14 protein-coding genes are annotated in these 21,343 nt (G+C 50.8%); 12 read left to right on the top strand and 2 right to left on the bottom strand.

Annotated elements, in window-relative coordinates:
* Nucleotides 1–239: 239 nt before the first annotated feature.
* The 6 genes from dnaG (at nucleotide 240) to NGM62_RS01130 (ending at nucleotide 8,682) form a co-directional block, all read left to right on the top strand.
* Nucleotides 240–2,174 carry a DNA primase gene (dnaG, locus tag NGM62_RS01155; protein WP_262245320.1) on the top strand — a complete coding sequence of 645 codons (1,935 nt, stop codon included), beginning with the start codon at nucleotides 240–242 and terminating at the stop codon, nucleotides 2,172–2,174.
* Nucleotides 2,175–2,537, top strand: a complete 363-nt coding sequence (locus tag NGM62_RS01150; protein WP_262245318.1) for a YraN family protein — start codon at nucleotides 2,175–2,177, stop codon at nucleotides 2,535–2,537. It abuts the gene before it with no gap.
* A gap of 49 nt (nucleotides 2,538–2,586) precedes the next feature.
* The gene (locus tag NGM62_RS01145; protein ID WP_262245317.1) at nucleotides 2,587–3,627 is read left to right on the top strand and encodes a glutaminyl-peptide cyclotransferase; all 1,041 of its coding nucleotides are present in this window, start codon (nucleotides 2,587–2,589) and stop codon (nucleotides 3,625–3,627) included.
* 10 nt (nucleotides 3,628–3,637) lie between these two features.
* Nucleotides 3,638–5,416, top strand: coding sequence for a TrkH family potassium uptake protein (locus tag NGM62_RS01140; protein WP_262245315.1), 1,779 nt, complete (start codon nucleotides 3,638–3,640; stop codon nucleotides 5,414–5,416).
* Between the two features lie 10 nt (nucleotides 5,417–5,426).
* On the top strand, nucleotides 5,427–6,113 hold the full coding sequence (locus NGM62_RS01135; protein ID WP_262245314.1) for a potassium channel family protein: 687 nt from the start codon (nucleotides 5,427–5,429) through the stop codon (nucleotides 6,111–6,113).
* Nucleotides 6,114–6,216: 103 nt separating this feature from the next.
* Complete coding sequence (locus NGM62_RS01130) at nucleotides 6,217–8,682, top strand: YfhO family protein (RefSeq protein WP_262245313.1); 2,466 nt, start codon at nucleotides 6,217–6,219, stop codon at nucleotides 8,680–8,682.
* 22 nt (nucleotides 8,683–8,704) lie between these two features.
* Here NGM62_RS01130 and NGM62_RS01125 read toward each other — a convergent pair whose 3' ends face one another.
* Both NGM62_RS01125 and NGM62_RS01120 read right to left on the bottom strand, forming a co-directional pair.
* Complete coding sequence (locus NGM62_RS01125) at nucleotides 8,705–9,919, bottom strand: sialidase family protein (RefSeq protein WP_262245312.1); 1,215 nt, start codon at nucleotides 9,917–9,919, stop codon at nucleotides 8,705–8,707.
* 100 nt (nucleotides 9,920–10,019) lie between these two features.
* A complete protein-coding gene (locus NGM62_RS01120) occupies nucleotides 10,020–10,619 on the bottom strand; it encodes a ribonuclease HII (protein ID WP_262245310.1) in 600 nt (199 codons plus the stop codon).
* A 232-nt stretch (nucleotides 10,620–10,851) separates the two neighbouring features.
* Between NGM62_RS01120 and NGM62_RS01115 the strand changes: the two genes are divergently transcribed.
* The 6 genes from NGM62_RS01115 (at nucleotide 10,852) to NGM62_RS01090 (ending at nucleotide 21,342) form a co-directional block, all read left to right on the top strand.
* Nucleotides 10,852–11,637, top strand: a complete 786-nt coding sequence (locus NGM62_RS01115; RefSeq protein ID WP_262245308.1) for a hypothetical protein — start codon at nucleotides 10,852–10,854, stop codon at nucleotides 11,635–11,637.
* A 25-nt stretch (nucleotides 11,638–11,662) separates the two neighbouring features.
* Nucleotides 11,663–14,551, top strand: a complete 2,889-nt coding sequence (locus NGM62_RS01110; protein WP_262245306.1) for a TonB-dependent receptor — start codon at nucleotides 11,663–11,665, stop codon at nucleotides 14,549–14,551.
* Nucleotides 14,552–14,578: 27 nt separating this feature from the next.
* Nucleotides 14,579–15,805 carry a M16 family metallopeptidase gene (locus NGM62_RS01105; RefSeq protein ID WP_262245304.1) on the top strand — a complete coding sequence of 409 codons (1,227 nt, stop codon included), beginning with the start codon at nucleotides 14,579–14,581 and terminating at the stop codon, nucleotides 15,803–15,805.
* A 124-nt stretch (nucleotides 15,806–15,929) separates the two neighbouring features.
* Nucleotides 15,930–16,514, top strand: a complete 585-nt coding sequence (locus tag NGM62_RS01100) for an RNA polymerase sigma-70 factor (RefSeq protein WP_262245302.1) — start codon at nucleotides 15,930–15,932, stop codon at nucleotides 16,512–16,514.
* 60 nt (nucleotides 16,515–16,574) lie between these two features.
* Nucleotides 16,575–17,741 carry a FecR family protein gene (locus NGM62_RS01095; protein WP_262245300.1) on the top strand — a complete coding sequence of 389 codons (1,167 nt, stop codon included), beginning with the start codon at nucleotides 16,575–16,577 and terminating at the stop codon, nucleotides 17,739–17,741.
* A gap of 247 nt (nucleotides 17,742–17,988) precedes the next feature.
* Nucleotides 17,989–21,342 (top strand): TonB-dependent receptor, encoded by a 3,354-nt coding sequence (locus NGM62_RS01090; protein WP_262245298.1) that lies wholly within the window; start codon nucleotides 17,989–17,991, stop codon nucleotides 21,340–21,342.
* Nucleotide 21,343: the final 1 nt, after the last annotated feature.

The following is a 21,343-nucleotide window of genomic DNA, read 5'->3' as shown; positions in this document are numbered from 1 at the left end:
GCCAACGTAGCCGGCACCGATACAGCATATATTTTTTATCTTCATCGTATTTACGGGTTAATCTTCATTGATAAATATCTCGGTATATTGTTGCGTGAATACATCGCGTGGCAAAAATATAAAATAACTGCATAACAGGCGTTTCTGTTGTGGCCGGTTTGCTACAAATCGCAATATTTTTGGGATATTCTTGGTAGTTCTTCCTTATTCGTTAATTTTACCCTACCAAATAGTGGCATGTGATCAAGCAAGAGACTGTTGATAAAATACTGGATGCTGCCCGGGTGGAGGAGGTCGTAGGCGATTTCGTTAATCTCAAAAAACGGGGTACGTCATTGACTGGCCTGTGCCCATTCCATAACGAGAAAACCCCCTCGTTCCATGTTTCGGTGAGCAAGGGGATTTACAAATGTTTCGGGTGCGGTGCAGGTGGCGATTCGGTTCGCTTTGTCATGGAACATGAAAAGTACTCCTATCCCGAAGCGCTGAGGTACCTGGCGGGGAAATACCACATCGAAATCGAGGAGACCGAGCGTACCCCTGAGCAGGCCGCTGCACAGGACAGGCGCGAGAGTCTTTTTATCGTAACGAACTGGGCCGGGAAATTTTTCAAGGAGACCCTGTGGGACACCGAAGAGGGCCGTACCATCGGGCTCAATTATTTCCGCGAGCGAGGCTATCGCGACGATATTATCCAGAAATTTGAGCTGGGCTATTCGCCCGAAGGGTGGACCGCACTGTACGACCGGGCGAAGGCCGACGGCCATAAGGACGAGTTCCTGGAGGCTACGGGCCTCATCATCCGCAAAGACGACGGCGGCGTGTACGACAGGTTCCGTGGCCGCGTCATGTTCCCCATCCATAACCTCACAGGCCGTATATTGGGCTTCGGTGGGCGTACGCTGAAAACGGATAAGAAAACCCCGAAGTATGTTAACTCGCCCGAGAGTGAGGTTTACCATAAATCGGATGTGCTGTACGGTCTCTATCAGGCCAAGAAGCCGATCCTCGACGCCGACAACTGTTACCTGGTGGAAGGATATGCAGATGTGCTATCCATGCACCAGGCTGGTGTAGAAAATGTCGTTTCATCTTCGGGTACCTCGCTCACCAGTGGGCAAGTGCGGCTGATTTCACGGTATACCAAGAATGTAACCATCCTCTATGATGGCGATGAGGCGGGAATCAAGGCATCGCTGCGCGGTACGGATATGCTGCTGGAAGAGGGGCTCAATGTAAAAGTACTGCTCTTCCCGGATGGAAACGACCCCGACTCATACGTCCAGAAATTTGGATCGACGGCATTTAAGGCATATATCGCCGAGCATCAGCAAGACTTCATCTTCTACAAAACCCATGTGCTGCTGCGCGACGCTGGCAACGACCCGGTAAAGCGTGCCGGCGTCATCCATGAGGTGGTGGAGAGTATCGCGCTGATCCCTGACGCAATCAAGGCCTCGGTCTTCGTTCGCGAATGCAGTGTGCTGCTCGACATCGAGGAAAGGCTACTCATTGCCGAACTCAACAAATTACGTATCGGCCGGGCGAAGAAGGCCGACCGGAAAATGGAGCAGCCGCAGGCACAACCACAGGAAGAGGCACCTGCCGATAACCAAGGAACGCCGGTACCTGTGGCCCGGGTATCATCAGACCTATTGCACGAGCGCGAAATTATTCGGATTTTACTCCATTACGGTAGCAAGCCCGCCACTTGGGAGGAAGGTGACATACCGATAGCCCCGCTCCTGTTAAGTGGGTTGAGCGATGTGTCGTTCGACGACTCAGCCTGCCTCGCCATAATCGATATCTACCGCGAATACATCGACCGCGGGGAACTACCGGAAGAGCGGGTGTTTATCGCCCACCGCGACCGCACGATTTCCGATCTCGCGATAGATCTGCTTGCCACCAAATATAGCCTGAGCCCTAACTGGAATGACGAAAAGCGTAAAATCTATGTCTCCCACGAGTCGGAGCGGCTGGAGGACCTGCTTTACGGGGCGATATACCGGATAAAAAAGCGGAAAGTGGAGCAACAGATTGTAAAGATACGGGAGGCAATAAAAGAAGAAACCGATGCTGCCAATATGGAAATTATGCTGGCCAACTACCAGAGACTGAAGGATGTATCGAAAGTTATCGCCGAGAAATTAGGTACTATCGTTGTCAAATAAATGAATGCACTTCAAAAGGGTAAGCTGGGAGAAGACGCAGCTGTAGCGCTGTTACAACAGCACGGTTACCGGATACGGCACCAAAACTGGCGTTACAAGAACCTGGAGGTTGATATCATCGCCGACGACGGTGACATACTGGTTTTTGTCGAAGTGAAGCTGAGGGCCAGCCATGCTTACGGAATGCCCTACGAGTTTGTCGACTATAAAAAGCAGGCCAAGCTTACACGGGCCGCCAACCAGTATATCGCCGCCAACAAATATGGTGGGGAAATCCGGTTCGATGTGGTCTCCATCTTGTATTCGGAGAAGGATAAAACGCGTAATATCCGATTGATACGCGACGCGTTCTGGCCCGATTAATACCGTATAGGGCAGTTGTTCGCGAAGAAAAATAACTAAGTTTGTCCGCATGAACAGATTAATCTATATACCGTTGGCACTGTTTTTCTTCGTTGCCTCGTGCAATACGAAGAAAAAAGCATCCAAGTTCCGCTTTGACACGCCGGAGGCAGGCACATTGGTGCAGCTGGGTGAATCGGTGCCTATGAAGCTGATTTTCCCGGAAGAGGTGTCTTCGTTCGACTCCGTAGTATATAGCATGGATGGGGAAGTACTTGCACGGAAAACCGATAGCGCTGTTGTGAATCTCGATACGGAAAACGCTGCTTTTGGTAGCCGTACGCTCAGTGCCAAGCTATACCACAACGGTGAGGAACGGGTGGCGTATAGCAATATCGTGGTGGTGCCGCCTGCCCCGAAGCGGTATGGATTTAAGGTCGTAGCCGAATACCCGCACGACCCTGAAGCTTACACGCAGGGACTGGAATATGAGCGCGGGTTCCTTTACGAAAGTACCGGGAGGGAGCGCCAGTCGACCCTGCGCAAGGTGAACCTGCAAACCGGAGAAGCCGCGCAGCGTATACCGCTGGGCGACGAATATTTCGGCGAAGGGCTTACCATCGTCCATGATAAGGTGATCCAGCTGACTTGGCGCAATAACGTTGGCTTTATCTATGATAAAGGTGCGCTTACCAAAATCGGGGAATTCCCTTATGGGTCATTTAAGGAGGGTTGGGGGTTGTGTTTTGATGGCGAACGGCTCATCCTTTCGGACGGTACCAGCCGCCTTTATTTCCTCAATAAAGACACGTATGCCGAAGAGGGTTTTATTGAAGTGTACGACAGCAAAGGGCCTATGGACAGCCTCAACGAGTTGGAATACATCGATGGTAAGGTCTATGCCAACGTATATACGAAAGACATTATCGTAATCATAGACCCCACAACCGGAGCAGTGGAAGGAGAGATTAACCTGATAGGTATCTATCCGGATAAAGCTGATTTCGACAATGAACTTAACGGGATAGCTTATGACCGCGGGGGCGACCGCCTGTTTGTAACGGGTAAACTCTGGAGTAAGCTATATCACATCGAGCTCGTAGAGCGATAAGAACGCTGGCATGCTGAGCGACATCAAGTATATTTTCAAGTACCGGGAGGGTGTTGTCGACCGGGTGATGCTTTACGTCAGCTTAGTGTGTGCGATGATTGTGCTCTTCCATCTCGGATACAACACGGATAAAGCTACGGCACGGCAGTTTACGGAACTGATTACATGGTTGTTTTACGGCCTGTTTTTCCTGGGAGCTCTCCGTATCGGGTGTTCTATTCTGGCCGTCCGGAAAGTCGGTGTTGCTCATTACGGGGGGCTGGTGCTATCGTTGTATTTTCTGACCGTCATTGTGGCCAGGGTAACCGAAGAGCCTCATTTGGTTTTCCTCCGCGATGAAGAGTGGCTCTACCTGGGGGTGTTTGCGGTATTCCTTACCGAGCTGTCAAAAAGCAGTCTCTTCTTCGACAACTTCTATTTTAATCCGACCATCTTATTCGTCATTAGTTTTTTGGTACTTATTCTTGTGGGTACCTTATTGCTGATGCTGCCGAAAACCACGACAGGGCCCCCATTGCCTTTTGTGGATGCCCTGTTTATGGCTACTAGCGCAGTCTGCATCACCGGCTTGGCCACAGTGGATATTGCTACGCGATTTACAGAATTCGGCCATACCATCATCCTGATACTTATCCAATTGGGAGGGCTGGGTATCATGACATTTACAGGCTTCTTCGGTTATTTTTTCAGTGGCGGGTTCTCCTACAAAAACCAGCTGATGTACAGTGAGTTTTTGGGGCAGAATAAAGTGGCCTCGGTAATCAACACCTTGTTGAAGATTATCTTCATCACCCTGTTTTTCGAGGTGCTGGGAGCCGTGTTCATCTTTTTCAGTACGGAGGCTACGGCTTTTAAAAGCTATGGAGACCGTGTATTCTTTGCGGTTTTCCATGCGGTGTCGGCATTTTGCAACGCCGGCTTTACCACCGCCTCGGGCGGGTTGAGCCAAGCTGCATTCCGCTTCAATTATGAAATGCAGGTGGTCCTTTCGCTGCTGTTCATCCTCGGCGGGTTGGGATTCGGTATTGTTTTCAATACCTATACCTTCATCAAACGATGGGCAGTCAACATTTTCTTGCGTATTTTCCATGGCAAGCCTTACACCCACCGTGCGTGGGTAATCAGTTTCAACACCCGCCTCATTATGTGGGTTACCTTGATATTGGTAGTTTTTTCCACCGCGGCCACTTTCGTGTTGGAGTATAACCATACATTAGCGGCACACGATACCTGGTGGGGGAAGTTGGCCGCTGCCTTTTTTACGGGCAACAGCGCCCGTGCGGCTGGGTTCAGCGTGGCCGATGCCAGTAGCTTTTCGATGCCCATGCTGGCTACGGCAATTTTCCTGATGTGGGTGGGCACATCGCCGGGGTCGACCGGTGGAGGTGTTAAAACTACCACATTTGCCGTAGCGCTCCTCAATATCGTTAGCCTTGCCAAGGGGAAGGATAAGCTGGAAATATTCGGCCGTAAGATATCTTCCGACTCCGTGAGCAAGGCATTCGCCATCATTGCCCTCTCCTTCCTGGCGGTAGGCACCACCCTGGTTGGCCTCGCGATTACGGACAGCCACCTTGGGTTTATGTCTATCGCGCTCGAAAGCTTTTCGGCGTATGCTACTTGTGGGTTGAGCTTGGGCATTACCCCGCAGCTTAGCGCCGCGGGGAAGGTGATCATTATCTGTAGCATGTTCATTGGCCGTGTGGGCTTGCTTACATTGCTCGTGGCACTTGTGAAGAATACGAGAAACAGAAGTTACGAATACCCACAGGAAAAGATATTGTTTTAAATAGAGCATCATGAAGTTTATCGTTTTAGGATTGGGAAATTTCGGGAAGGCCCTCGCCATCCGCCTCACCGAGCTGGGCCATGAGGTCATCGGAGCCGACAACCGCATGACGAAGGTGGAAATGCTGAAAGAGAAAATCACACATACCGTACGCATGGATACCACCGACGCAGACGCCATGAGTGCGCTGCCGCTCAAAGATGCGGATGCTGCCATCGTGGCAATAGGCGAAGACGAAGGGGCCTCGCTGCTCACCACCGCGCTGCTCAAGCAGCTCAAAGTAAAGCGGATTGTTGGGCGTGTGGTTTCCGACTTGCAGAAGACGGTACTGGAAGCGATGGATATCGACGAGTATATCATGCCCGAAGAGGAATCGGCGGCGAGGCTGGCGATGCGGCTAGACAATACGGATATCGTGGATTCGTTTAAAATATCGGAACGCTATAGCATTGTTGAAACCAAGGTGCCAGCCAAGTATGTGGGCATGACACTGAAAGAAGCAAACCTCACCAATAGATTCAAAGTGATTGTACTCACCACGATAAAATCGGCCGAAACGCTGGAAGATGGTAAGATGAAAGTGAATACGGAGGCGACGGGCATTGCCCAGTCTGATACCGTATTGGCGGATGATGACATCCTGGTGCTGTTCGGCGAGCTGAAAGACATCAACCGCCTTATCCAGAAAGGGGAGTAGGGAACAACGATATTTTTATTGGGCGGGAGTTCGCGAATACCACGCATTTTATCTAAGTTTGGCCTTTATTCGACAATCGAGATACAGTAATTGAAGCCATTGAATGAAAACCTGGTTCAACAATAACGCAACCCACTTGGCGATAATTGGCATTTTTATCGCTATCACGTTTATTTATTTCCCGCCCGCGTGGCAGGGGAAGGTGCTGTACCAGCATGACGTACTGCAGGCACAGGCCGGGCAGCAGGAGATACTGAGTATCAAAGCGCGCGACGGCGATATGCCGTTGTGGACAAACTCGATGTTTAGCGGGATGCCGTCTTACCAGGTACTGATGGAGCTGCCCAATAACCTGACCACCTACCTGATGCGTGGTTTCAAAGGGGTATTCCCGCACCCCATCGACGTGGTATTGCTTTACCTGATCGGTGCCTACCTTTTATTCACTGTACTCCGGGTGAAACCCTGGCTTGCGGCGGTGGGAGCTATCGCATTTGCATTTTCATCGTACAACTTCATCTATATCGAGGCCGGCCACGCCAATAAAACGTATGCTATAGCCTTCATGGCTCCCATACTGGCCGGCATGTTATTGGCATTCCGGGGTAAGTACCTATGGGGAACGGTGTTGTTAGCATTGGCCATGGCACTCGAAATCCGGGTGAACCATATCCAGGTGACGTACTACCTGTTCTTGGCAGCATTGATTTTGGCGGGCATAGAGGCGTATGGGGCCATCCGGGAGAAACGGCTCCTGGCGTTCGGCAAGGCGATTGCCTACCAGGTGGCGGCAGTGGCAGTAGCTATAGCGGTAAATGCCTCGCTATTGTGGCCCACCTATGAATATAGCAAAGAGACACTGCGTGGGAAGTCCAACCTGAAAACCGAAAATACGCAGCGTGCCGACAATGGTGTGAGTCGCGATTACGCATATCATTGGAGCCAGGGTGTGGGCGAAAGTCTCACGTTTTTGATACCTAACGCCTACGGTGGCGGCATGTCTACCCGTTTGGATGGCGAGTCGAACGTAGCCAAACTCGTAATCAATAAAGGAGCTGATCCGAATCAAGCGGCCGGTTTTGCGGCTAACCTACCAACCTATTGGGGGGAAAAGCCCGGGACCTCCGGTCCGTGGTATTTCGGTGCCGGCATCGTGTTCCTATTTGTGCTGGGACTTGTTATTGTGCCGGGACGTATCAAATGGTGGCTGGTAGGTACAACAGCGGTGGTGTTGCTGCTTTCGTTCGGACGGCATCTCCCATTCGTTTCAGACTTGTTCTTTTACTACTTCCCGATGTATAACAAGTTTAGGGCAGTAGAGTCTATCCTGATTATTGCTACCTTATTGGTCCCCGTCTTGGCCGTACTTTCGATAAACGAGGTTATTAAGAACGGACTAGCTATCAAAAAGCTGGATAAGAAGGTGTTGTATGTGTTTTATGGCGTGGGCGGCGTTGCGTTGTTGATTGCCGTTTTGCCCGACTTGTTTCTAAGCTTCAAAAGCTCGAATCATCAGGCCATGACCCAGCAGTACGGTCAGCAGCTACAAGACAATACCTTTGCAAACGAGCTGATGGCAGCATTGGTTAAAGACCGTGTATCGTTGGCCAGGGCCGATGCGTTCCGTTCGCTGCTTTTTGTTGCGGCGACATTTGCATTGGTGTGGCTGCTGGTTAAAAATAAACTGAAGGCGCAGACCGCGGTGGTACTGTTGGGGGTTGTGACCTTGATCGACCTTTGGGGTGTCGATAAACGGTACCTGAATGACGATCGGTTTGCTGACAAGTTGCAGCTGGCGCGGCAGTTCAATCCGGAACGGGAAGTGGACAAGCTGATTTTGATGGATAAGGACCCCGATTACCGGGTATTTGACATCACCACGAATCCGTTTGCTGATGCGCGGACATCGTATTTCCACAAATCTATCGGTGGTTACCACGCGGCCAAGCTGATGCGCTACCAGGAGCTGATTGAACGGCAGTTTTCGGGCGCAATCAATGAGGATGTGCTCGACATGCTGAATACGCGCTACCTTATTACAGCCGACAACGAAAATAATCAGCGCATCCAGCGGCGAAATACTGCTGCCGGCAATGCTTGGTTTGTGGAGAAAGTGACTATCGTGGCGAGCAACGAGGAAGAAATGGACGCCATCAACGTATTCGACCCATCGAAAGAGGCGTTTATCCACGAAGAGTTCAAACCGCTGCTGGACGAGAGCCGGCTGAGCCTACCGGAGAACGCATCGATCGAACTTACCTCGTATCGGCCAGACCACCTCATCTATGAATATTCTACCCCGCGTGATGCACTCGCTGTCTTTTCGGAAATATGGTACGATAAAGGCTGGAAAGCTTATGTAGACGGCGAGGAACTGCCTATTTTGCGTGCTAATTACGTGCTGCGCGCACTGCAATTGCCGGGAGGCAACCATCAGGTGGAGTTCAAGTTCGAACCACGGTCTTACCATCTGGGTGAGACAATTTCGCTTATCGGGTCTATCCTACTGGTATTTGGGCTGGCAGTGGCAATCTGGATCGAGTTTTGGCGAAAGCAACCGGCAGCTTAGTCTGCCGCCGGTGCTGTTGCTGCTATTCGTGCCATTGCACCTCGGTGAAAACAATCTGTGTGTAACGGTCTTTTTCAAAGAGTACCCCCAACCTGTCGTTGCCGATCTTTACGAGGTCGGAGTACGCCGCGTATGCACCCTCATACCCTTCGGGAGCTTTGGCAACGGGCTGGTTGAAGAACCATGTTTTCCCGCCATCGTTGCTCACACGTACTGTCAGGTTGTCGCGGTGCGCGGTATCCGCCGCATTGCAGAAGGCTAGCAGCGGCTTGCCGTCTGCGCCGTCGAAGGCCAATAAGCTGCCTTGGTTAACCGGGTCAGGCAGTTGCCGGTCGTAATACGTCGTGTCCCATGTGGCACCGCCATCGCTACTCAGCGAGATGATGCGACTGCGTACATTCCCTTGCTGGTTGCGCGAGTTCATCAACAGGGTGTCGCCGTGGATGAGCGCAGCCATGGATTCGTTGCTGCCTTCGAACGGGACAACCTCGCTCAGGTGGAAGGTTTTGCCATGGTCGTCGGTGTAATAACCATGTGCGTTGTAGTCTTTGAATGCTTTTTGGGGGGCTCCGGATGAATGGTTGGCGGCGATGTATATTCGCCCCTTGAATTTGCCTTGGTCGAATTGCATGCCCTGCCCCGGGGTGTTGGCATAGCTGCGCCAGTCTTCGGCGAAGTGATAGTCCGGATGGGTATCCGGTTGGTTGGGCCGGTGCACCTGTGTGGTGATGTTGGTGGCTTCGGACCAGGTGTTGCCCCCGTCTGTAGACGTGATGAACCAAACTTCGCGCAAGCCGAGTCCTTCGCGCACTTCCCTTTCGTGGTTGTTGCCGGTGTTATAAAACAGAAAAATCCGTCCCTCGGGATATGCCGGGTCCAGCAGGTCGACCACCGGGGCGGGGTTGCCCGCTTGTAGGGTGTCGTAGTCGACCACCTTCTGCATGCTGCTCCATGTTTTTCCGTTATCGGTACTTCGTTTCAGTACGATATCGATGTCGCCGAAGTCGCCCGATCCATGTACCCGCCCTTCACAGAAAGCGAGGAGGTCTCCATTGGGAGCGTTTATGATGGCGGGGATGCGGTAACTTTCGTAACCGTCGTTTCCCGATACGAAGACGGAAACCTCGTTGACGGGCGGCGCCTGTGTACAGCTAGCCATGGCGAATGCCATTGCCAGGAGCGTCAATAGATTTTTTGTGGGACGTGTCATCATGCCATTTTTATTTACTGTGTTCATATCGATTTTAAATATAGCTATTTTAGAAATGCCTCCAACAGTTGGTAGGCATACCATTCTTGCCGCGGCAAGTGGACGGAAGCCGCCGCGTGCGGCGGCCTCACACTAAGAGCTTCAGCTGTGGGTCTGTGACGCGGAATGTCCGGCGATGATGGGGAGTGAGCCCATGCTCGAGGATGGCATTGCGGTGCTGGATGGTAGGGTATCCCTTGTTTTGATGCCAGCCGTATACGGGGAATTCGTCCGCCAGGTTTTCCATGTATTCGTCGCGGTAGGTCTTTGCCAGTATAGACGCTGCCGCAATCGAAAGGTATTTGCCATCCCCTTTCACCACGCAGCAATGCGGAACCTGGTGATAAGGGATAAACCGGTTTCCGTCTACCAAGATGAACTCTGCTTTCAGCGTCAGCATATCCAGCGCACGATGCATGGCGAGGTAGGACGCATTATGGATGTTGATGCGGTCGATTTCCTGCGGACTTACGCTGGCCACGGCAAAAGCCAAGGCCTCAGTCTCCACCATCCCCCGCAATGCGTGACGCTGGGAGGCTGAAAGCTGCTTGGAATCGTTAAGTATATCGTGGCGGAAGTTGCCTGCAAAGATGACGGCTGCTGCAAACACAGGGCCTGCGAGGCACCCTCGCCCAGCCTCGTCGCAACCGGCCTCTACAAACACATCTTGATACCTGGAAAGTAGCATCGTTGTCCTCAGTTTCGTTACTGGAAAGACAAACTTAGGTAAGTTCGGATTTATATGCAAGCTGTTATCATCCACAGATGCCGGAAAAGATGATGCAGCTGTCCAGATAAAGCTAATTTCCAGCCGAAACACATACCTTTGCGGCTGAACGGCATAAGGGTTTAAAACCTCGCTTGTAATAATTCTTATACAATTAAACTTGATCATGAAGGAAACGTCAAAACCACGCATTATGGCAACACGTACGGCTATAGGAATTTGTATGATAGGGATGTTGGCAGGCGCCAACCCCGCGTTTGCACAGCGCAACAAGGGCAATATCCAGCAATCGTTGGATTGGGCTAGGGGCATTGTCGTCGATGGCCAGCTCGACGACTGGGGCGATTCATTGCAGTACGAACATGCTACGCAGCAATTCCGCTACCATATTAAGAACGACGCGGAAAATGTCTATGTGGCCATGCGTGTTCAAGACAAAGATCGGCAGATGCAGATTTTTGCACAGGGCCTGGCTTTTATGGTAAATATCCAAGGAAAGAAGCGCGATGGTCCTACGGTTTACTTTCCGGTTGCCGATCGGCTTGCTTTCCGCTCCATCATGTCGGCCGATAACGACGACCGGCCAGACGATATGAGGAAGGGCGCGCTGGAAGCCATACGTGCCATATATGTGATGCGGTTTGATGATGTACTCGATGGACAGATCTCGTTGGAAAACACGTACGGCATCCATGCCCGGGCCACGCTCGACACCACAGATGCGTTATGCGTGGAAATGGTGGTGCCGCTGGCGCGCCTGGGGATTTCGGTTGATGACGGTGATGAATTTGCGTTCAATGTCAAGATCAATGGCGTGATGATTCCCGGTAGTGGTACATCGGTACCTACCATGCGCCGCGGCTACGGTTATCCATACGGTTACGGCTATGGTTATCCTTATGGTTATGGTAGCCAAATGCCCTCGAAACCCCGGGAAGAACCGGGCGTATGGGTGAAATCACTGCTGGCAAACGAATGAAACAACTAATTTGCAATTATATCGAATGAAAATTTCCAATCCACCTGCTTTCAGGCAAACGTTTTACACCGGTCTGTTTGCCGTTTTTTTTGTCGCTTTCGGGCTCACCGGTTTTGCCCAGACCAATAAGCGCGTTATCGGTACGCTCAGCGACCCGAACGGGGCCACGATAGCCGGGGCATCGGTAAAACTGGTGTCTGATGTTGATTCGGTTCAAACGAGCTCCGGAACAGGAGGAATCTTTTCATTTAACAATATCAGAGGCAGTAGCTTTGTGCTCACTGTCACCAGCTTAGGCTTCGATACCCTGAGGCAGCGGCATGCGTTTGAAGCCGGAAAAGACGAGTTAAAAGTATCGCTTACCCTCCGCGAGTCCAGCCAGATGCTTGCCGAGGTCTCTGTTACCGGTATGGCCGCGATCACCGTGAAGGAGGACACACTCGAGTATGCAACCAAGGATCTCAAACTGCGCGAGGGGGCATTAGTGGAAGACGCACTCAAGAAGCTGGATGGCGTAGAGGTGGATAAAGACGGGAATGTAACAGCCCAAGGTGAGTCTGTGACACGTGCACGGATCAATGGCAAGGACTTTTTTGGTGGAGATATCAAGGCAGCCATCCAAAACCTACCGGCAGAGATTGTAGAAAAAATCCAGATTGTCGATGATTACGGCGACATGGCCAATGTCACGGGTAACCGGTCGGGCGACCCGGAACGGGTGCTGAACCTGGAAATAGCCCCCGACCGCAACAACGGCGACTTCGGTAATTTCCGCGTGGGGGGTGGTACATCCGACCGGTACCAGGTAACCGGGTCGTACGGTAAGTTTAAGGAGGGAATGCAGCTTTCCGTCCTGGGCAACCTGAATAACGTCAATGCCAGTCTGTTCGATTTCAATATCCGGAGTGGCGGAGCCCGGCGGGGCCGGGGTGGTGGTAGCTTCGGCCGTGGTTTCGGCGGAGGTGGCTGGGGCGGTTCGAATGGGCTTACCAATACACAGTCCATCGGCATAAATTACCGGCAAGATTTCAACGATAAACTGACTATGTATGGCGAGTACAGCTTTGGCCATACCGATAATACCACGTTGAGTGATGAATTCCGCGAGGTGTTCCTACAGGAATCGACCACTTATGTAACCAGCAACATGGACAACGGCAGTCTGGGTAACGACCATCGATTCAGCTGGAATATGGAATATAAGCCGGACAGCAAGAACTATATCAAACTGTCGCCCAACTTTAGTGTTCGCCAGAGCCGCGCCAATAACCTATCGCTGAGTAGCAATACAATTGGCCAGCAATTGATAAACGAGTTGACCAATCGCCAGCTCAATAAATCATTTGCCCCGAATTATGGGGCAAGCGGGCTGTATAATAGGCGGCTGAGTGACAATGGGCGTAATGTCTTTTTTAACTTTTCGTTGAATACTGCAAGCACCGAACAGGATCAGGAACGGATACTCAACACGTTGGTGTATGAAACGTCGATCGAGGAACTCGACAGCGTATATCAGCAACACTTGGTTGATTTGCAGAATAAAAATCTGAATGGGGGTGCTACGGTATCGTATATTGAACCGCTGGGGCAGCACAGCACGTTGGAGCTGAACTATGATTTCAACTTTGCGTCGTATGACAACAGCCGTAGGGCCAATGCCTATGATTTGGACGGTATGATCATCGATAATCCGGAGTACAATAATAGCCGGAATTATGACTATACCTTCTATACCCATCGGGGCTCGCTTACCTATAGGTACCGCAACGATAAGTGGAACTATTCATTGGGGGTAGCCGCACAGCCCAACTTATTGCGTGGCGGTGCCGATATAGACGGGCAATCCATCGAGATCAACCGCAACGGCTTCAACTGGATGCCGGTGGCGCGACTGGAGTATCAGCTATCGCGGACGAAACGTTTTAATATCAATTATTCGGGGCGCGCCAATGAGCCGAGCTTTACGCAGCTGCAGCCATTTACCGATTATTCCAACGTGAATGCACCGGTAACGGGTAATCCGGACCTGTCAGCAGAATTTTCGCACGAGGTACGTATCAATTACCGAAATTTCAATATCGGTGAGGGTACATCTTTCTTTGTCGGCATCTCCGGATCGTTGTCTGAAGATAAAATTGTAACCAACCGTACCACATCAGTGGATGATTCGATCGGATTGGTTCAGGCTACCGAATACCTTAATACCGACGGCTTCTATAATACGCGGGGTTTCTACAATTTCTCAAAACCATTTGCCAATAAGAAGTACACGTTCTCGTTTGGCGGAATGCTTTCGTATAACAATAACATTTCGTTTATCACGACGGAAGAGGAGCTCGCGGGCTCGCCGGTACTCAATACGGCGCGTAACGTTGCCAAGAACTGGGTGCTTTCCCAGCGGCTGGGACTCCGCTATAACCCAACCGAATATGTAGATATCACGCCGGGCGTGCGGTATACCTACAATACTACACATAATACGGTCTCATCAGGAAGCAACAGAAATGTTTCCACGTGGGCACTGACACTTGACGGGTCGGTAAATATAACACCCACTTGGATATTTGGTGCCGACTTGGCAAAAACAACCAACAGCGGGTACAGCAGTACGGTGGATGCCAACCCGATGATCATCAATGCCTATATCGAGAAGCAGTTTTTGAAGGGACGCAATGGTGCCATCCGCTTCCAGGCGTATGATTTGCTCAACGAACAGACCAACGTATCACGGAGTGTCACCGAAGACATGATTATCGATAGCCGGACCAATCGGTTGGCCCGTTATTTCCTCCTCACATTGTCTTACAGGTTCTCCAATTTCGCCGGTGGGCGGATGGGGTTTGATGGTCCGGGTGGCCCTGGGGGTCCCAGAGGCCCGGGTGGGCCCGGCGGCTTCCCGGGTGGCGGCGAATAAGGCCGATTTTCACTATCTTGCGCCGCAATGGGATGTGAGGTTATTCATTTGGCTAATGGTATCCGGATTGTGCTGCAGCAAGTTGCATCGCCGGTATCGCACGCCTGCATGCTGGTTAATGCGGGGGCGCGGGATGAGCCGGCGGGGAAGTATGGGCTGGCCCACTTTATCGAACATCTGTTGTTTAAACGGACGGACAAACGCAGCACTAATCAGATACTTAACCGGCTGGAGGTAGTGGGCGGCGACCTCAATGCGTACACCACTAAGGAGTATACCTGTATCCATGCGTCTTTCCTGACCCCTTACCTCAGCAGGACGTTGGATTTGTTTGAAGACCTGTTTTTTCATTCGGTTTTCCCGGAAGACGAAATGGAAAAGGAAAAGGGGGTTATCCTCGACGAGATGGCTTCTTATTTGGATAGCCCCGAAGATGCCATCATGGACGATTTCGAAGACCTGGTGTTCGAAGGGCACGGGCTGGGGCATAACATCTTAGGAACGGCTACCGATTTACAGACGCTTTCCAAGGCAGATATCAGGTACTTCATTCAACAAAACTACAATACCCACGAAATCATCATCGGTATAAGCGGCAACTATAAACTGAAGAAGGTAAAGGCACTGGCCGAACGTATACTGGGAACCCTGCCCGAAAACAACCAACGAAAGCTCCGTGGTAAACCACCGACGGCCGCTCCTCGGCAAGTAGCTTCGCACAAGCCAATCAACCAAGTACATTACGTAATGGGCACCAGGGCCTATAGCATCCACGATAATCACCGAGTGGGGTTGTTGTTGTTAAACAACCTACTTGGCGGGATGGGAATGAGCTCCCGACTGAACTTGGTGGTGCGCGAGAAGCATGGTATCGCTTATACTATTGACTCAAATTACACTGCATATTCCGATACCGGCCTGTTTTACATCTATTTTGGCACCGATGAGGAGAAGGTTGAACGAGCCCGCAGCCTCGCTGTCAACGAACTTAAAAAACTACGAACGCGTAAGCTCGGCGTGATGCAGCTGCACCAGGCTAAGCAGAAGTTTAAAGGGCAAATCGCACTCGCGGAAGAAAATCGACTAAGCCTCATTATTTCGTTGAGTAAAAGCTTGCTGGACTATGGCCGTGTGCACACGTTGGCCGAATTATTTATCGAGATAAATGCAGTTGGTGCCAGCCAATTACTGAACATTTCCAACGAAGTGCTGGAAGAGAAGTCTTTCTGGGAATTGAGTTTTGCACCGCATTAGGCGAGAGTTTCGCCACAGGTGACAGGATTGCCAAATCGATTTTTTGCGGCGTATTCGTAAAAATGTCATTAAAGTGGGAAAAATTCACTAAACTTGAGGTTCCTGTAAAAACGGAAGACTAACCATGGCTTCGATTTACCGACAATATACAGACCAGGAACTGGTGGCTCGGCTACGGCACGGCGATGAAGCCGCGCTTTCCGAAATTTACCATCGCTACTGGGACAAACTGTTTGTTGTATCCATGAATCGTATCGGCGATCAACAAGAAGCCGAAGAGTGCGTTCAGGATGTTTTGTACAAACTCTGGTTACAGAAGGAGCGGCTGACGATTGTGAATGCAGATTTATCCGCGTACCTCGCTGTTGCTGTGCGCAACCAGGTGTTTAACCGGCGGTTGAAACGGCACCGGGAGCGGCTGCGTGCACAAGGTTATGTAGTAGATTATACGGCCCATCCATCGCCTGAACTCGAAATGATTGCACGTGAGTTGCAAGAGCGTATAGACCGAGCGATACAAGCCCTTCCCACCCAATGTCGGATCGTTTTCCAAATGAGTCGGAAAGAGGGTAAGACTACGGCTGAAATTGCCGACGAATTGGCAATCTCTAAAGACACCGTGAAATACCATCTGAAGAAAGCCAATCGAGATATCCGCGGAAAACTCGGCACAACCGTATGGTTGGTGGCTGTTTTTTGTTTTTTTTGAACATACACCTACCCCCCTGTTTCTTTTTGGTGTCTATTACTGTGAAAGAACCCGCTTGTAATGTACCAAGAAAACACCATCGACAATTTACTTGCCAAGTTGGCAGCTGGCACACTTACCAACGAGGAGTTAGCTATCTTGATCGATTGGTACAATAGCCTGGATGATACCCAAACTGTTTTACCGGCAGCCCATCAGAATACGGAGGCCCAATTGAAAGCACGAATGTACAGACAGTTGATGGCTAAGGTACGGACCAAGCCAAAGCGCTCCGTATTGATAAGAATGATGCCTTATGCGGCCGCCATACTCGTGGTTGTATTGGGGGTCGGCTATTTTTGGACCGGCTGGCCAGAGAAGGCAGCCCCTGTCGACCCGCAGGCGGTACAAGACATACCCCCGGGGCGAAACCGTGCCACATTGACATTAACAGATGGTCGAGTGATAGATTTGAGTGAGGAGCAGGAAGGGATTATCGTGGGTAAAGGGATTACTACATATGCTGACGGAAGCAACGTGGTCGACCAAGCAGGGTTGATGGTTGAGGGAAGTATCCCGGAAAGGTCACAATCAGCGACCACCTATCAGTTATCAACCCCCAGGGGGGGCACCTATCAGATCACCTTGCCAGATGGGACCAGGGTATGGCTCAATGCGGGCTCATTACTGACCTACCCCAGTCGTTTCGAGGGTGAACGGCGAATCGTGGAATTAACCGGCGAGGCTTATTTTGATGTCCGTGAACAAGTGAGTTCGTCAACCGGTGCGTTATGGCCGTTTGTCGTCTTATCGGATGGCCAACAGATCGAAGTGTTGGGCACGGAGTTCAATGTATCAGCTTATCCAGACGATGCTGAGACCAAGACCACGCTGGTTACGGGGCGCGTCAGGGTGGGGTCGAACGAAGGAGCAATCCTCCTCCAACCGGGTGAGCAAGCTCAAGTCAGCATTGGCGGATTAGGGCTACGTGTCGACCCTGTTGATACCGAGCTATTTGTCGCGTGGAAAAGCGGAAAGTTCCATTTTCGGAAAACCCCACTGGCGGACGTGTTGAAGCAGGTGTCGAGGTGGTATGACGTGGAGGTGGCGTATAACGGTGAAATCCCCGAAGAAACATTCAGCGGCAAAATCAGGCGGGATGTATCGCTGATGGGCGTTTTGGATATTCTGCGGTTGTCTGCGATAAATGTAGAATTAAAAGACCGAATACTAATTATAAATCAATAAGAACTCAATAACCAATTTGAAAACAAAAAGCTTATCAGTATGAAGAGAGATACATAACCCAATCACGAACAAAGGGAAGTGCTGCGAACACCCCCCTTGTTGTTCAGACACAACCAGTAGTAAATTTGGAGTATTTAAACTAGTCAGTTAACTGTCTAAACCCCCAAACGTAATGATAAATTATGATTTTCTCCCATTATGGGGAAAAAATATACCTATTCGAGGTAGTGAGCAATTCTTTCGAATTATGAGATTAACTTCCGTATTGCTTCTTGTCGTTTGTATTCACCTGAGTGCTGAAACGCGATCGCAGACGGTCTCTATTAACATGCGGAACCAACCCATCAGTGAGGTGTTTGAGTCCATCGAGCAGCAAACCAACCTGATGGTAGTCTTCAATGACCGTTTTCTTGATCCGGCAGATCCGGTATCCATCAAGGTGAGAAACGCACCGCTTAGCCGTGCACTGAAATCGCTGTTGGAGCCCATGTCATTGACCTATGAAATTACCGAGAATACTATCGTGATTACGGAGCTGCCCGAAATTCCGCAAGCCGTGACGACTGGCGCAGCGATGGAAGTGCAACAACGAACGGTTACAGGCAGCGTTTCCGACGAACAGGGGAATCCTTTAGAAGGGGTGACCATCCGGGTAAAAAACGACCCGAACCAGAGTACGTCTTCTGATGCGAATGGCCGGTTTATCATCGATAACGTTCCGCCAGAGGCCACGTTGGTTTTCAGCTCGGTTGGCTTCGTTGCTCAGGAAATCGGTATCGGGCAATCAACCACGGTAGACGTAGAGATGAAAACCGACCAAGGTACTATGGACGAAGTCGTCGTAGTCGGGTTCGGTACCCAAAAGAAGGCCTCTGTGGTTGGCGCCATCAGTAATGTAGACCCGGCTAAGCTGCAGATGACACCAAGCAGGTCGCTCAGTAATAATTTGGCCGGTATGGTCTCCGGCGTGATCGCTGTTCAACGCAGTGGTAACCCATGGTTCAATAATTCTGATTTCTGGATCCGGGGCATCAGTACTTTTACGGGCAATGCCAACCCGTTGGTGCTTGTTGACGGTGTTGAGCGGTCGCTCCACGACATCGATCCCGAAGAAATTGAATCGTTCTCGGTGTTGAAAGACGCAGCTGCCAGTGCCGTGTACGGCGTACGCGGTGCTAACGGCGTGATTATGATCAATACAAAGCGTGGAAAGGTGGGCAAACCGCAGATCAACGCACGTTATGAGAAGGTGTACACATCGCCCATCAAATTACTAGACTACGTGGGGAGTGTCAAATACCTGGAACTGATGAACGAGATGAACTTGGATAACGGGCAGGCGCCGTTCGTCAGTGACGCCACGTTATTAAACTATAAACACCAAACCGACCCTGAATTGTATCCAGACATTAACTGGTGGGATGTAGTGGCTAAAGACAATGCGGAAGCCATGAAAGCCAACTTAAGCGTGAATGGAGGGTCGAGTATTTTACGGTATGCATTGGTATTAGGGTATTACGATGAAGACGGAATCATCCGGCGTGATCCGAATCAAGCGTGGGATTCTTCGTTGGAGGTGGAGCGGTTTACCGTGCGATCCAACGTTGATGTCAATGTGACGCCCACGACATTGTTGCGGGTTAATCTTGGGGGATTCTTGCAAACGAAGAATGCCCCTCCGGGCAATGATGAGTCTAATTTCGGGATTTTCTACCAAGCGATGCGGATACCTCCATATATTCATCCCCCGATCTATGCTGATGGGCGTATCCCCAGGGTTTTTGCCAAGGAGAACCCGTGGGCGTGGGCTACCCAGCGAGGCTTCGAGAAGATGAACCATTCTAAGGTCGAAGCGTTGACAGCCATTGAGCAGGATCTGCGGTTTGTAACACCGGGTTTGAAGGCTAAATTGACTTTTGCTTTCGATAAGTTTTCGGGCAACTCGGTAACCCGTGCTAAGACTCCCGATTACTACAACCCCGCATCGGCACGGGACGCCAACGGAAATCTCATTACCACGATATCGCATCACGGACAACAGTTTTTAGGGCATAGCATTGGATCTCAGTGGGGCGATCAGAGCGTCTACTTGGAAGGGATGCTCTCCTATAGCCGCCTCTTCGACGACACCCACGATATCAACACCATGTTGTTGTATAACCAGAAAGATTTTGACCGTGGTGATGCACTCCCTTATCGCAACCAAGGGATAGCTGGCCGATTCTCCTATACGTACGATCGGCGGTACGTGGGGGAGTTTAATTTCGGCTATAACGGTTCGGAAAACTTTGCCAAGGGGAAGCGTTTCGGTTTCTTCCCCGCCGTAGCATTAGGCTGGATTGTATCGGAGGAAGCATTTATGAATCCGCTCCGTGGTGTTGTTTCCAACCTGAAACTTCGTGGGTCGATTGGCAAGGCAGGTAATAGTATCCTAGGTGCTGATATCGGGACCCATCGTTTTGCTTACATCTCGACTATCGTCAATACCGGTTATTACAATTGGGGTACCGAGCCGCCGTTTGTGTATCGCCTGGGCCGGGCAGAAGGCGACGTGGGTGTTCCCAACCTGACTTGGGAAACGGTGACCAAGCGAAACCTTGGCTTGGAGCTGGGTTTTTGGGATAACTCAGTGAACTACGTGGTAGATATATTTAAGGAAAGCCGCGAGGATATTTTCATGGAGCGCCGCAATGTGCCCGGCAGTGCCGGTTTCAACAGGGCGATTTGGGCTAACTTCGGCAAGGTAGATAACCAGGGTGTTGACATGTCGCTGAACATCAGTAAACAACTCAACAGGAATTGGTTTGTTTCAGGGATAGCCAACTACACGTACGCACATAATAAGATTATCGAAATTGACGAGCCACTGTCGATTATCGGGACCTATCGCTCTGCAACGGGAAAACCGGTTGGACAAATGTTCGGACTGATAGCTGAAGGGCTGTTTACCGAAGATGATTTTGATGCGGACGGCAGGTTGAAGGAGGGAATTCCCGTACAAAATTTCAGTGATGTCAATAACCTGCGTCCAGGGGATATCAGATACCGGGATATGAACAACGATGGTGTCATTAATACCTTGGATGAGACCGCGATTGGCGGAACCAGGGTGCCGGAGGTTGTCTACGGTTTCGGTGCGAATGTACGGTATAAAGCAGTTGATTTCGGGTTTTTCTTCCAGGGCACCGGCAAAACCTACCAACTGCTGGGCGGTGAAAACTGGTTGCCTGGGTCCGTGCTGGGTGCTGGGAATATCTTTTCGAATATCGACGATCGGTGGACGCCCGAAAACCCAAGCCAAGATGTGTTCTGGCCACGGTTGGGGAACAGGGCGACAGCGAACAACGACCGGAGGTCGACGTGGTGGTTGCGCGACATGAGTTTCATACGCCTCAAAAACATTGAATTAGGATACACCTTTGCCAGTAAGGCCACCGAAAAAATTGGCATACGCAATTGCCGGTTGTTTGCGAGGGGATCCAACCTGCTTACGTTCTCCGACTTCAAACTTTGGGACCCCGAGCTGGAAACCACTGACGGATTGAGATACCCGCAGATGCAATCGGTTTCGTTTGGGTTGACTATTAATTTTAACGACTAGG

The organism is Parapedobacter soli, from assembly GCF_025460835.1.
Classification (GTDB): Bacteria; Bacteroidota; Bacteroidia; order Sphingobacteriales; family Sphingobacteriaceae; genus Parapedobacter; species Parapedobacter soli.
Note: the sequence above shows the minus strand (reverse complement) of the source record. Positions and strands in the feature narration are given on the sequence as shown.